A 13,557-nucleotide genomic window follows, 5' to 3' on the forward strand; every position below is an offset into this window, starting at 1 on the left:
TCACTCGATAATATCCACCACTTCCAGCCAGGCGTTTTTACCGCACGCCTGGCCCCCATTCAGCCAACGGCGCAGCATATCCAGCGCCAGCATCGCCACCGACTCCTGACGCAGCCGCAGACCGTGGCGCGACGCGCGATAACGCACGGTCTGCCCAATGCCGCCGCGCGGCGTGTGCAGTGCAATGCTCACCTGCTCATCGCGCATGGCGCTGACCGCCAACACCAACGGCGCACCGGTCAATTCCGCCAGCGAGCGGGCGCGGGCCAGCGTCGTTTCCAGCGTTTCGATGCAGTGCGCCGGCAGCAGCTCGCCACCCGCCAGCGGCGCCCCTTCGCTCTGCAGCTGCAGATTGATCAACCCGCCGCTGAATTGCTCGCTCAACGCCAGCTTCAGCCCTTGCTGACTCAGCCGCTGCGTCAACAACGCCGGCAACCCGACGGTGCCTTCAAAAATGCAGTTGTCCCCCGCCACTTCGCGCACGCGCCGCCATGCCTGCTCCATTTCCGCACGCCGGCTTTCCGGCCCGGTCAGCTTCAGTTCGATAATCGGGCTGGATGAGCGGTAACCCAGCACCACTTCCGGCGGCAGCGGCATGCCATCCAGCTCGGCGGCCAGATCGCTCTCGGAAGTGCCGAACGTCGTCAGGCGCAGGCATAGCGGCGGCGCCGGTAAGGTGAAGCGCTGGCGCAGGCGCGGCACGATCTGCTGTTCGACCATCACTTTGAATTCCGACGGTACACCGGGAGTGAAGAACATCAGGCATTGGTTCAGCTGCAATGCGAAACCGCAGGCGGTGCCCACCGGATTATCCAGCATTTCCGCGTTGGCCGGGATCTGCGCCTGCTTGCGATTGGAAGGAGCCATCGGCCGCCCACGCTCGGTGAAATAGGCTTCCATGCGCGCCAGCCAGTCGGCCCGTTCGACCAGCTCTACGCCACAGGCTTTCGCCGCGGCCAGCGCGCTGAGATCGTCGCTGGTCGGCCCCAGGCCGCCGTTGACGATCAGCACATCGGCGATATGGCTTCGTTCCTGCAGGATCTCGATCAACGCAGAGAGGCTGTCCCCGACCGTTTCACGTCCGCTCATCGGCAGCCCCTGCTGGAACAGGTAGTCCGCCAGCCAGGCGGCGTTGGTATCAATAATTTGCCCGTGCAGCACCTCATCGCCGGTGCTGAGCATCTCCACCCTTAACATTGATCTCTCCCACATTTTTTGGTCATTCCACTATAGAAGCCCGTAAATAACTTTTCACTAGCCGCCTGCGGATAATTTCAGCCATGGGTCCGTTTCTCATGTGCGATGCAGGCTTGCGAGATGTAAACATTAATGTACATCATGCGTAACGTCGGTTTGACACAAATTAGGGCTTCCACTATCCTGCCATCCTCATAAATCGTTACCTATAATTTTCAAAATCTTTCGGCTGGTAGAGAAAAAACGTGAAGAATCGCACTCTTGGCAGTGTTTTTATCGTGGCGGGCACCACCATTGGCGCCGGGATGCTGGCGATGCCGCTGGCGGCGGCCGGCGTCGGTTTCGGCGTCACGCTGGCCTTACTGGTCGGGCTGTGGCTGTTGATGTGTTACACCGCGCTGTTACTGGTGGAGGTTTACCAGCATGAGCAGGCGGATACCGGTCTGGGCACGCTCGCCAAACGTTATCTCGGCGGCGGCGGCCAGTGGCTGACCAGCTTTAGCATGATGTTCCTGATGTACGCCCTCACCGCCGCCTATATCAGCGGCGCCGGCGAACTGCTCGCCACCAGCATCAGCCAATGGACGTCGCAGGACTTCCCGGTGTCGCTCGGCGTCCTGCTGTTCACCCTGGTGGCCGGCGGCGTGGTGTGCATCGGCACCCACTCGGTCGACTTGTTCAACCGCATCCTGTTCAGCGCGAAAGTGGTGTTCCTGGTGGTGATGCTCGGCCTGATGTTGCCGAATATCCACCAGACCAATCTGATGACGTTGCCGCTGGAGCAAGGCCTGGCGCTGTCGGCCATTCCAGTGATCTTCACCTCTTTCGGCTTCCACGGCAGCGTGCCGAGCATCGTCAACTACATGGGCGGCAACATTCGCAAACTGCGTTGGGTGTTTATCATCGGCAGCGCGATCCCACTGATCGCCTATATCTTCTGGCAGCTGGCGACGTTGGGCAGCATCAGCTCCGACACCTTCGTCGGCATCCTGGCTCAGCAGGCCGGGCTGAATGGCCTGTTGCAGGCGGTGCGTGATGCAGTAGCTTCGCCGCACGTTGAACTGGCGGTGCACCTGTTCGCCGATCTGGCGCTGGCGACCTCGTTCCTCGGCGTTGCGCTTGGGCTGTTCGATTTCCTGGCCGACCTGTTCAAGCGGCAAGATAACGTGCGTGGCCGCCTGCAAACCGGCGCCATCACCTTCCTGCCGCCGCTGGCCTTCGCGCTGTTTTATCCGCGTGGTTTCGTGCTGGCGTTGGGTTTCGCCGCCATCGCCCTGTCGGTGCTGGCGCTGCTGCTGCCTTCGCTGCTGGTGTGGAAAACTCGCCAAAAGCATCAGGCGCAGTACCGCGTCTGGGGCGGCACCCCTGCGCTGGCGCTGGTGTTTGTCTGTGGGGTAACGGTGATCGCCATTCAACTGGGCATCGCCAGCGGCATGCTGCCGGCGGTCGGGTAAGCGCCGAAAGACAAGAAATGATAGAGAGAAAGGGGCCGCAATGGCCCCTTTTTTCGCAGCCTTAGAAGCTCAGGCCGACACCGACATAAGGGCCATCGGCCAGGGTGTTGTCGCGACGCCCGTCTTTGCCTTCCATCTGCATGTAACGGTAGCCCACGTCCACGCTCAGCGGACGGAACTTCCAGCGCAGGCCGCCGCTGGCTTCGTTATAGGCCTTCACGCCGCTGGTGAAAGAGTCAGGCGCAAAGTAACCTTCGCCGTGCAGGCTGAAGTAGCGGTTGATCTCCCACTCCAGGCCGCCGCCCAGCGCGACCGCCCCGCCGCTCTTCCCGTCTTTCGGGCTGAGGTACAGCGCTTTGGCGCCTACGGTCGCCGTCAACGGCCCCAGCGGCACACCGAAGTTCAACCCCACGCTGCCGACGTTGCCGTCGTGGTCGCTGCGCGCCCAGTTGCCGGTCAAGCCCAGACCTGAAGAGCCGGTGCTCATGCCAACGCCCAGGTTGGTGTAGTGTTGCCCGGCTTCGCCCGACACGCTGATGGCGTTCGCCGCACCGGTCACAAACAGCAATCCTGCCGCGCACGCGACCCAAGTCTTTTTCATCATCTTTCCCTCTGGTTTGTCATCCGTACCGAATGATCGAATCAACGCATAATAATAACGTCATGAGTCTATACCAAAGCGCAATGAGTATTTAAGGGATAAAAGCGAAAAAATTCTTCAATAATCAAATAAATGTAAAAATTTGCAAACAAAAATCCATATTCGTCAAGGCGATGCCAACGATAACCGAGACCTATTTGCCGTCGCTCGGCAATAGGGCTACAACTAGTAGTGGCTTTGACCAAGGTCAGGGGAAGAAGCCCCGCCAAAGGACTATGCTGATGAACGCTTAAACCGCCCGAGTCTTTACTTAACTGCACTACGATAAGGAGCAAGTGATGAGCAAGAAAGGACTGACCACCGCAGCCGGCGCCCCGGTTGTCGATAACAATAACGTGATCACCGCAGGCAAACGCGGCCCGATGCTGTTGCAGGACGTGTGGTTCCTGGAAAAACTGGCCCACTTCGACCGTGAAGTCATCCCCGAGCGTCGCATGCACGCCAAGGGTTCCGGCGCCTACGGCACCTTTACCGTTACCCACGACATCACCCGCTACACGCGCGCCAAGATCTTCTCCGAAATCGGTAAGCAGACCGACATGTTTATCCGCTTCTCCACCGTCGCCGGTGAGCGCGGCGCCGCCGACGCCGAGCGCGACATTCGCGGTTTCGCCATGAAGTTCTATACCGAAGAAGGCAACTGGGATTTGGTGGGTAACGATACGCCGGTGTTCTATCTGCGCGATCCGCTGAAATTCCCCGATCTCAACCACGTGGTGAAACGCGATCCGCATACCAACCTGCGCAACCCAGTCTACAAGTGGGACTTCTTCTCCCACCTGCCGGAGTCGCTGCACCAGCTGACCATCGACTTCAGCGATCGCGGCATTCCGAAATCCTACCGTCACATGCACGGTTTCGGCAGCCACACCTTCAGCTTTATCAATGCCGCCAACGAACGTTTCTGGGTGAAATTCCACTTCCGCTGCGAGCAAGGCATTGAAAACCTGATGGATGAAGAAGCGGAAGCGATCATCGCCAAGGATCGCGAAAGCTCACAGCGCGATCTGTTCGATGCGATCAAACGCGGCGACTTCCCGCGCTGGAAGCTGCAAATTCAGATCATGCCGGAGCATGAGGCCTCGCAGACGCCATACAACCCGTTCGACCTAACCAAGGTGTGGCCGCACGGCGACTACCCGCTGATCGACGTCGGCTTTTTCGAGCTGAACCGCAACCCCGACAACTACTTCTCAGAGGTTGAGCAGGTGGCGATGAACCCCGCCAACGTGGTGCCGGGCATCAGTTTCTCGCCGGATAAAATGCTGCAGGGCCGCCTGTTCTCCTATGGCGATGCGCACCGCTACCGCCTGGGCGTCAACCACCACCAGATCCCGGTGAACGGCGCCAAATGCCCGTTCCACAACTACCATCGCGACGGTGCGATGCGCGTGGACGGCAACAGCGGCAACGGCGCCACCTACGAACCGAACAGCTTCGGCCTGTTCCAGGAGCAGCCGGACTTCAGCGAGCCGCCGCTGAGCATTGAGGGCGCGGCCGACCACTGGAATCATCGTGAAGACGACGATTACTACAGCCAGCCGCGCGCGCTGTTCAACCTGCTGAGCGCCGAAGAGCACCAGCGCATGTTCACCCGCATCGCCGGCGAACTGTCGCAGGTGCCGGAACACATCCAGCGCCGTCAGGTCGAGCTGTTCACCAAGGTGCACCCCGACTACGGCGCCGGCGTCGCCAAGGCGTTGGGGCTGAAATAATCCCCCTGCATCATTCACTCAGCCGCCCTTACGGGCGGCTTTTTTATGCCTCAGAGAGACGCTGCGCCACCCACCGCTGCAACTGGCGGCGTGAAATCTTGATGCCACCGTTTTTCAGCTCGTCAGGCAGCGGGAGCAACGCCGCCGGGCGTTGGAAATTGGCCAGCTTATCCTGCGACCAGGCAAGCAACGCCGCCAACGACAGCGACGGATCGCCATCGATTACCGCCACCGGCCGCTGGCCGAACTCGGCGTCCGCCACCGGCACCACAAACGCCTGCGATATCTGCGGGTGCGCCGCCAGCACGCGTTCGATATCTTCCGGCTGCACCCCTTCGCCACCGCTGAAAAACAGGTTGTCCAGCCGGCCGAGAATTCGCAGTTCCCCCTCGATCATCGCGCCGCGATCGCGGGTCGGGAACCAGCCCTGTTCATCGGCCAACGGCTGCAGATGGCCATGACGCCAGTAGCCAAGCGCCAGGCTGTCGGCGCGGATCCAGACCTCTTCATCCACCAGTTTTACCTCGCGGCCGCCGAGCGGCAGGCCGACACCCGGCCGCGCATCGGCGCGCTTGGCGCACACCGTGGAGGCCAGTTCGGTCAGCCCGTAGCCGCACCAGCAACGGATCCCCGCCGCCTCCGCCCGCTCGGTCAGTTCCACCGGGATCATCGCGCCGCCGAGCAGCACCGCCTTCAGCGTCATGTCCGCCAGCGGTTGCGCCAGCAGCCGCCATAGCTGGGTCGGCACCAACGAGGCATGCGTGCATCCCGCCAACGCCTCGTTCAGCGGGTGCATCTCGCGCACCGCCAACCGGGCGCCCGCCGCCAGCCAGCGCCAGACAATGCCCTGTCCGGAGACGTGAAACAGCGGCAATGACAGCAGCCAGCAATCTTCGCGCTGAAACGCCATCAGCCCCAACACCCCGGCGGCGCAGGCCAGATGGTTGGCATAGCTGTGCGCGGCCGCTTTCGGCATGCCGCTGGAGCCCGAGGTCAATGTCAGCGTCGCCAGACGCTGCGCATCCCACGTCGGCAGGTCTGGCCAACGCGGCTCGGTCGAAGGCGGGGTCAATCGAATCACGTCTTCCGGCAGCGCCGGCAACGAGTCCGGACCGAAGACAAAGGTCATATCCAATTCCGGCAACAGCTGCGCCAGCAGCGGCGTCGGCAAGGCGGGATTGAGCGGCAATAGGCGTGCGCCGCACTGCAACAGCGCCAGATAGGCCAGCAGCAGCGGATAGCTGTTTTTACCGCACAGCGCCACGCCGCAGCCCGGTTCAAGGCCCTGATGCTGGAAATCCGCCGCCAGCTCATCCACCTGGCTCTGCAACGCCAGCCAGCTCAGCGGTTGTTCGCCGAGCATCAGCGCCGTCGCCTGCGGCTGAGTGCGGGCCCAGTGTCGCCACGGCCAATCGTTCAACGGCGCCATAGGCACTCCAACGCCGAGACATCCAGCAGCGGCAACGCGCTGCCCGGCCACGGGCGCAGCACCTGCGCCTGCATCAACCCCAGCGTATCCAGCCCCGGCACGGTGTCCGGCGTCAGCCAATGGGCGATGCGCGCCAGTTGGGTCAACCCCAGGCTGGATTCGAGGCTGGAGCTGATCACCGCCGTCAGGCCCGCCGCGTGCGCCTGCGCCACCAGCGTCTGGCAACGCGCCAGGCTGCCGACCAGCGTCGGCTTGATCACGATGGCCGCCACGCCCGGCTCGGCCTGCACCACAAAGTCCGCCTCCCGCACGCTCTCATCCCAGGCGATGGCGATACCGGTCGCCCGGGCGAAGTCGCGCGATTCATCACGGGTCTTGCAGGGCTCTTCCAGGAAAGAGATACGATCGCGCCATGCCGGGTTAACATACCTGGCGAAGCCGTCGGCCTTGGCGCGGGTCCAGCTGCGGTTGGCGTCCAGCCGCAGCCGCAGATCCGGCAACGCCTCCAGCAACACGTTGACGATCATGCCGTCCCGCACCGCCTCATACAGCCCCACCTTCACCTTGGCGACTTTCTCGCCCGGCAAAGCGCTCAATGTCTCGAACAGCTCATCCGGATCGCCGGTGCACAGCGGCGCCTTGCGAAAATCCGCCTGCATCGGCAAACGCTGCTCCAGCTCGGCCTGCGCACAGCTGAGCCCAAAGGCCACCGAGGGCAGCGCGCTGTGCTCCGGTTCGTTGCCCGCCAACCAGGCCTGCAGCCAGCCCAACGCGGCCTGTTCGGCCTGCGCCGGCGTTTCCCGGCTGAATTCCGGCAGCGGCGCGATTTCTCCCCAACCTTCACGCTCGCCCTGACACAGCTGCACCACCCATCCGTCACGCGTTTTCAACCGTTGATTGCGCAGCACCACGCCCGCCTCCATCGGCAGGCTGTAACGGTATAGCGCCGCGCTGCGGTTTGCTCCGCTCATTACGGGTTACGCTTGAATTTGCTGAAGTCCGGTTGGCGCTTCTCGTTGAACGCGTTGCGCCCTTCCTGCCCTTCGTCGGTCATGTAGAACAGCATGGTGGCGTTGCCCGCCAGCTCCTGCAAACCGGCCTGGCCGTCGCAGTCGGCATTCAGCGCCGCCTTCAGACAGCGCAGTGCCATCGGGCTGTTCTGCAGCATTTCGCGGCACCAGCGCACCGTCTCTTTTTCCAGTTCGGCCAGCGGCACCACGGTATTGACCAGGCCCATGTCTAGCGCGGCGGCGGCATCGTATTGGCGGCACAGGAACCAGATTTCGCGCGCCTTCTTCTGACCGACGATGCGCGCCATGTAAGACGCGCCCCAGCCGCCGTCGAACGAGCCCACTTTCGGACCGGTCTGGCCGAAGATGGCGTTATCCGCCGCGATGGTCAGATCGCACATCATGTGCAGCACGTGGCCGCCGCCGATCGAATAGCCGGCCACCATCGCCACCACCGGCTTCGGGCAGGTACGGATCTGGCGTTGGAAGTCCAGCACGTTGAGGTGGTGTACGCCGCTGTCGTCGCGATAGCCGCCGTAGTCGCCGCGCACTTTCTGATCGCCGCCGGAGCAGAAGGCCTTATCGCCGGCGCCGGTCAGAATAATGACGCCGATGCCGTCGTCGTAACGGGCGTTGGCCAGCGCGTCGATCATCTCTTTGACCGTTTGCGGGCGGAACGCGTTGCGCACCTGCGGCCGGTTAATGGTGATTTTGGCGATGCCGTCGGCGGATTTGTGATACAGGATGTCTTCGAAATCGCCGGTGCAATCCTGCCAGGCGATAGCGGCATACAGGTGTTCTTCATTCGGATAAAGCATGTTCGGTTCCTTTAACCAGGGTTAACGAGAAATGTCTGCAGCTCGGCGACGAAATCCTGCGGATTGGCCAGATGCGCGTTGTGGCCGGCCTGCGGCACGATGCGCAACGGCAACCCGGCGTCGCGCGCCAGCCGTTGAAATTTGGGATCGTTCTCACCGCACAGCACCCGCAGCGGCACGGTCAGTTGGCGCAGCTGCGGCGCCAGATAAGGCTGCCGCCCGAGCGAGGTGGCTTCGAGCATGTCGGCAATCGCCGGGCCGCTGTTGACCGAACGCGCGGCGATCAGCGCCTGGCGGTGCACATGGCTAAGCTCTTTGAACACCGGCTGCTGATACCAGTCCGCCAGGACTTCGGCAATCAGCTCACTGCGAAAACGCGTCGCCCATCGTGCATCCTGCTCGCAACGATCGCGGCGCTGTTGTTCGTCCTCCAGCCCCGGATTGCCACCCTCGACGATCACCCCTTGCAGGCCGTCATGGCGGCCGTGGCAAGCGTGATACATGGCGATGCGCCCGCCGAGCGAGTAGCCCACCAGCCAATAACGTTCAATATTGCGCAGTTGCAGGGTCGCGGCGATTTGCGCGCTGATGTCGTCGAAGCCGCGGCAGCCCACCGCCACGGAATCGCCGTGGCCGGGCAGATCGATGGCCAGCGACGGCCATTCCGGGCAGCGCGCGGCGATCACCCGCCATTCATTGTTGTTGCCGAGCAGGCCGTGCAGCCACACCAGCCACGGGCGGCCCGCTTCGCCCTGTTGCAAAATTCGCGTCGCCAGCATCATTGCACCGCCATCTGTTGTACCAGGTATTGCAGGCTTTCGGCCCCTTCACTCGGCGACACCTGCAGTTCTATCAGCGTGGCGCCGCCGCGCCGCCAGCCTTGCTCAACCGCTTGTTGCAGCTGGCTCCAGTTCTCCGGCCGCGCGTAGTCAAGCTGGAACATCGCCGCCGCATGGCTGAACTCGACGTTCTGCGGCATGCAGTAAAAGCGCTGACGATCTTCTTCGGGCGTCGGCAGCAGCGAGAAAATTTGGCCGCCGTTGTTATTGACGACGATCAGCACCGTCGGTGCCGAGCAGTGGCGCAGCAGCGCCAGCGCATTGAGGTCATACAGTGCGGAAAGGTCGCCCACCACCGCCAACGTTGGCCTGGCGGTGGCACGTTGTACGCCGGCGGCGGTGGAAATCAGACCGTCGATACCGCTGGCGCCACGGTTGCTGAATACCGGGTAAGCGACGGGCAATGGCGTTAACGCGTCGATCAGTCGCACCACCAGGCTGTTGCCGAGAAACAGCTGGCCGTTCTCCGGCAACAGTTCCGGCAGGCGGTGCGCCAGCTGCGCTTCGCCAAAGTTATCGTACAGATGCGTGGACGCCGCCGTCAGCGCCTTATCCGCCAGCGCAGCCAGCCCGGCGGCCCACGGCGCACGCGGTTGCGCCGGATGCTGCGCCAACCACTGCGCCACGCCGGCGCGCAGGCGCCGCCCCCGGTGCTGGGCCGGATCGAGCCGCCCCGGCAGCTCGTCGATGACCCAATACTCTTCCGGCCGGCACTGCGCCTGCCACTGCAGCAGGCGTTTGCCGGTCAAGCTGCCGCCGAACTGCACCACCAGCTGCGCGTCTTGCAACAGGCGCTGCGCCTGCGGATGCGCGAGCCACAAATCGGCACAGGGCAGCGGTTGCCCGGTCTGCGACAGTACATCGCCGATCAGTGGCCAACCCAGCGTTTCGGCCCATTCCGCCACCTGTGCGCCCTCTTGTGTGTTCATGCGGCCGGCGAGCACCACGCCGCGCTTTTGTCGCCAGAAAAACCAGTCCGGCTGCGGCAATGGCACTGCATGCGTCTCGCTTTCCTGCAGCCAAGGCCGATCGCTCTGCCACCAGTCGCCCAGCGCGGCGGACCAATCGGCATAGTGACGCTCATCGCCGCCGTACAGCGGTTCGGCGAACGGGCAGTTGATATGCAAAGCGCCATGCTGCAAGCGCGCCATCGCGCTGTCGACGCTGGAGGCCAACCACGCGGCCGGAATATCCGGCGTAGGACGCGGCAGATCGATCGCCAGCGTCGGGTGGCTGCTGTAGAGGCCGTTTTGACGGATCGCCTGATTGGCGCCGCAGTCGATCAGTTCCGGCGGCCGATCGGCGGTGAGAAACACCAGCCGTTCACCGGTCAGGCCGGCTTCGATTAAAGCCGGGTAAAGGTTCGCCGCCGCGGTGCCGGACGTGACGATCACCGCCACCGGCTCACGCGCCGCCTTCGCCAGCCCGAGTGCCAGATGACCGAGCCCGCGCTCATCAAAATGGGTATGGCAGATAAACGATCGGTTGGCCGCGGCGGCCAGCGTCAGCGGCGTGGAGCGCGATCCCGGAGCGATACAAACATGCCGCACCCCATGGCGGGCCAGCGCCTCGAGCAGCACAGCCGCCCACCGGCGATTAAAAACACTTGTCGACATAGTTCGCTCACAAGTCAGTTAGCAGAGATCGTCTCCGACGCAGCCGACAGACGCCGCGCCTGTAGTTACGCTCTGTATTATATGAGGTGTTATTTTCACGGCTTTTGCGCCAGCGCAAGAACGCCGTATATCCCTGGGTGTTTACACCAGATAATTATTTGATTTAGAACAAAAAACAAACAATAAATACACAAACACTTTACACTTGCGGCGGCGTCGGCTCAATCCGTCCATATAAAAACAAGGGAAATAGGGGTGCTCCAACGGCGGCTAGCGGGAAGTATAGGCGGGATAAGGAAAAGCTTTCGGTAAAACGGCGGAATGAACAACACAGTCTGAAGAAAAACACGGGGCGGCCTGCGCCGCCCCGATGGCATGGTTTATTTGCGAGCCAGCAACAATCCCAGCACCAGCCCGACGGTGGCGCCGATGCCCACGCTGTGCCAGGGTTTGTCCCGCACGTAGTCGTCGGTGCGGTGCACCGCTTCTTTGGCGCGCGCATAGTAAGATTCGCCGGTGTTCGCCCAGCGCGCCTTGACCTCACTCAGCGCCTGCTCGGCGTGCGACTTGATGTCGATGTAGGCCTGATCCGCGCGGTCGCCGGTGTATTGCAGCACTTCTTCCAGCGTCTCGGTCAGCATTCTCAGATCGTCATCCAGCGTAGTTTGCTCAGCATCCGTATGTCTTGCCATCGTGAGATCTCCGTGGTTGAAAAATTAAGCGTTCCTACACTATAGACAAGGATCGCCGCCTGCGGCCATCGGACTTTTACCCTAAAACACCAATTGCACCTTGGCAGCCTGGCGTTTATCGCCGGCAAACGTCAGCGCCTGCGCCAACTGCCCGCTGGCGAATTCCGCCGACAGCAACGGCAGCGGATCGATCACGCCGTCGGCCAGCCAGGCCACCGCCAACGTGAACTCCGCCACGAAGCGGAACGATCCAAGCAGATTCAGTTCCTTGGCAATCAACAACATCAGCGGAAAATCGGGGAAGCTGCCGCCCATGCCCACCTGCACCACAGTGCCTTTGGCGCGGGTGATCTCCAGACAGCGCTGCAGCGACTGCGGGTGCCCCGCCACTTCGAAGGCGACGTCAAAATACCCCTTGTCCTGCAGATAACCGCTAAAATCGTCGTCCGCGGCATGCAGGCACCGATCGGCCCCCATTTGCCTCGCGATCGCCAGGCAGCGCGGACTGAGATCGGCGCAGACAATCTCGGCGGCGCCCAGCGCTTTCAGCGCCGCCACCAGCAGGCAGCCGATCGGGCCAACGCCGGACACGAAAATCTTTTTCCCCGTCACATCGCCGGGCTGCTTCGCCGCGTGGACAGCCACCGCCAGCGGTTCGGCGAACACCATTACCCTGTCGTCGCGATCGGCAGCGTAAGGAATGCACTGCGCGCTATCCACCACTTTGTATTGGGTAAAAGCGCCGTCGACGTGCGGAAAATACATCGCGCTGCCGAAAAAGCGCATCTCGACGCATTGATTGCTTTGCTGCGCCAGACAGTATTTGCACTGCCCGCAGGGTTTGCTGGGATTGAGCGCCACCTTCTGCCCGACCGGCAGCTGCGGCGAATCGCTGGCGACCACCTCACCGATCACCTCATGGCCCAGCACCATCGGCTGACGCACCTGAAAATTGCCGACCTTGCCTTCCTGGAAGTAATGCAGATCCGAGCCGCAGATGCCGCCGCGGCTGATTTTTACCAGCGTTCCCTGCCCCCGATAATCCACTTCTTGCGCGATCACCGCCACGTCTCGCTTGCCATTGACCACGCAGGACTGGGTTTGAATTTTCATCTCCAGACTCCACGAAAAAAGATTACACCGCCGCAGACATGCCGCCATCGACAAACAGCAACTGCCCGTTGACGAAGGCGGAGGCGTCGGCGGCCAGGAACACCGCCGCGCCGATCAACTCCTGAGGATCGCCCCAGCGCGCGGCAGGCGTGCGTTGGGTCAGCCAGGCGGTGAATGCCGGATCGTCGGCCAGCGCCTGCGTCATCTCGGTTTTGAAGTAGCCGGGGGCGATGCCGTTGACCTGAATGTTGTAGCGCGCCAGCTCCACGCACATGCCGCGCGTCAGCATTTTCACCGCGCCCTTGGATGCCGCATAAGGGGTAATGGTGTCCCGCCCCAGCTCGCTTTGCATCGAACCGATATTGATTATCTTGCCGCGCCGGCGCGGCACCATATAACGCGCTACGGTCTGCGACACGATGAAGACCGCCTTCTGGTTGACGGCGATGATGTCGTCCCAGTCTTGCTCCGGAAATTCGGTGAACGGGTGGCGGCGCTGGATACCGGCGTTGTTGATCAAGACGTCTATCGCGCCGATGTCCGCTTCGATACGGTCGATGGCGGCATGCACCGCCTGGGAGTCGGTGACGTCGAACGCCGCCGCATCGGCGCGCAGCCCCTCTTCACGCAGGCGATCGGCGGCGTGCCGGGCATGTTCTTCGGTGGTGGCATTGATCAGAATATGCGCGCCTTGCTGTGCCAGGCCGCGCGCCAGCAGAAAACCAATGCCGCGCGAGGCACCAGTGATTAAGACGGTTTTGTTATCCAGAGAAAACAGGTTGTGCATGGTGATTCCCGGCCTTCAGGCCTCCAATCGGACAGACCTCTATCTCAGCCGATTGTTACCGGTAAAAACGTGATGGGAATCACTGAAAATAATGTTACGAAACCCTGTTACTTTTAACGTGATCTCACGCAATCCCTACAGGAAGAGTCAATACCTATCCCTTTTAAAATAGACAATTTTCAACAGCGTTACCGTCCTGGTTATCAGGAGATACTGCCGCACAGCG

At 62.1% G+C, this 13,557-nt stretch carries 12 protein-coding genes; 2 read left to right on the top strand and 10 right to left on the bottom strand.

Annotated elements, in window-relative coordinates; genetic code table 11:
- Complete coding sequence (locus ACMGGW_RS15490; protein ID WP_148123612.1) at positions 1-1,197, bottom strand: nicotinamide mononucleotide deamidase-related protein YfaY; 1,197 nt, start codon at positions 1,195-1,197, stop codon at positions 1-3.
- 245 nt (positions 1,198-1,442) lie between these two features.
- Here ACMGGW_RS15490 and tyrP point away from each other — a divergent pair, with 245 nt between their 5' ends.
- The gene (gene tyrP, locus ACMGGW_RS15495; RefSeq protein WP_004935940.1) at positions 1,443-2,651 is read left to right on the top strand and encodes a tyrosine transporter TyrP; all 1,209 of its coding nucleotides are present in this window, start codon (positions 1,443-1,445) and stop codon (positions 2,649-2,651) included.
- Positions 2,652-2,712: 61 nt separating this feature from the next.
- Here tyrP and ACMGGW_RS15500 read toward each other — a convergent pair whose 3' ends face one another.
- Positions 2,713-3,252: a YfaZ family outer membrane protein gene (locus ACMGGW_RS15500; protein ID WP_038876374.1), complete on the bottom strand. Its 540-nt coding sequence runs from the start codon at positions 3,250-3,252 to the stop codon at positions 2,713-2,715.
- Between the two features lie 338 nt (positions 3,253-3,590).
- Between ACMGGW_RS15500 and katA the strand changes: the two genes are divergently transcribed.
- The gene (gene katA, locus ACMGGW_RS15505; protein WP_033651930.1) at positions 3,591-5,027 is read left to right on the top strand and encodes a catalase KatA; all 1,437 of its coding nucleotides are present in this window, start codon (positions 3,591-3,593) and stop codon (positions 5,025-5,027) included.
- Between the two features lie 43 nt (positions 5,028-5,070).
- On the opposite strand, the gene menE is transcribed toward katA, so the two are convergent.
- The 8 genes from menE to idnO form a co-directional block, all read right to left on the bottom strand.
- Positions 5,071-6,456, bottom strand: coding sequence for an o-succinylbenzoate--CoA ligase (gene menE / locus ACMGGW_RS15510; RefSeq protein WP_197832384.1), 1,386 nt, complete (start codon positions 6,454-6,456; stop codon positions 5,071-5,073).
- On the bottom strand, positions 6,444-7,427 hold the full coding sequence (menC, locus tag ACMGGW_RS15515; RefSeq protein ID WP_197832385.1) for an o-succinylbenzoate synthase: 984 nt from the start codon (positions 7,425-7,427) through the stop codon (positions 6,444-6,446). The genes menE and menC overlap by 13 nt, the downstream gene beginning before the upstream one ends.
- Positions 7,427-8,284 (bottom strand): 1,4-dihydroxy-2-naphthoyl-CoA synthase, encoded by an 858-nt coding sequence (gene menB, locus ACMGGW_RS15520; RefSeq protein WP_043136531.1) that lies wholly within the window; start codon positions 8,282-8,284, stop codon positions 7,427-7,429. The genes menC and menB overlap by 1 nt, the downstream gene beginning before the upstream one ends.
- A gap of 11 nt (positions 8,285-8,295) precedes the next feature.
- On the bottom strand, positions 8,296-9,066 hold the full coding sequence (gene menH, locus ACMGGW_RS15525) for a 2-succinyl-6-hydroxy-2,4-cyclohexadiene-1-carboxylate synthase (RefSeq protein WP_197832386.1): 771 nt from the start codon (positions 9,064-9,066) through the stop codon (positions 8,296-8,298).
- Positions 9,063-10,739 (bottom strand): 2-succinyl-5-enolpyruvyl-6-hydroxy-3-cyclohexene-1-carboxylic-acid synthase, encoded by a 1,677-nt coding sequence (gene menD / locus ACMGGW_RS15530; RefSeq protein WP_197832387.1) that lies wholly within the window; start codon positions 10,737-10,739, stop codon positions 9,063-9,065. Before menD ends, menH begins: the two co-directional genes overlap by 4 nt.
- Before the next feature lie 380 nt (positions 10,740-11,119).
- A complete protein-coding gene (gene elaB / locus ACMGGW_RS15535; protein WP_025303653.1) occupies positions 11,120-11,431 on the bottom strand; it encodes a stress response protein ElaB in 312 nt (103 codons plus the stop codon).
- Between the two features lie 81 nt (positions 11,432-11,512).
- Complete coding sequence (gene idnD / locus ACMGGW_RS15540; protein WP_099817464.1) at positions 11,513-12,544, bottom strand: L-idonate 5-dehydrogenase; 1,032 nt, start codon at positions 12,542-12,544, stop codon at positions 11,513-11,515.
- Positions 12,545-12,566: 22 nt separating this feature from the next.
- A complete protein-coding gene (gene idnO, locus ACMGGW_RS15545; protein ID WP_025303655.1) occupies positions 12,567-13,331 on the bottom strand; it encodes a gluconate 5-dehydrogenase in 765 nt (254 codons plus the stop codon).
- Positions 13,332-13,557 lie beyond the last annotated feature (226 nt).

The sequence above is a fragment of the Serratia sp. BNK-4 genome (assembly GCF_048685115.1).
GTDB lineage: Bacteria > Pseudomonadota > Gammaproteobacteria > Enterobacterales > Enterobacteriaceae > Serratia > Serratia bockelmannii.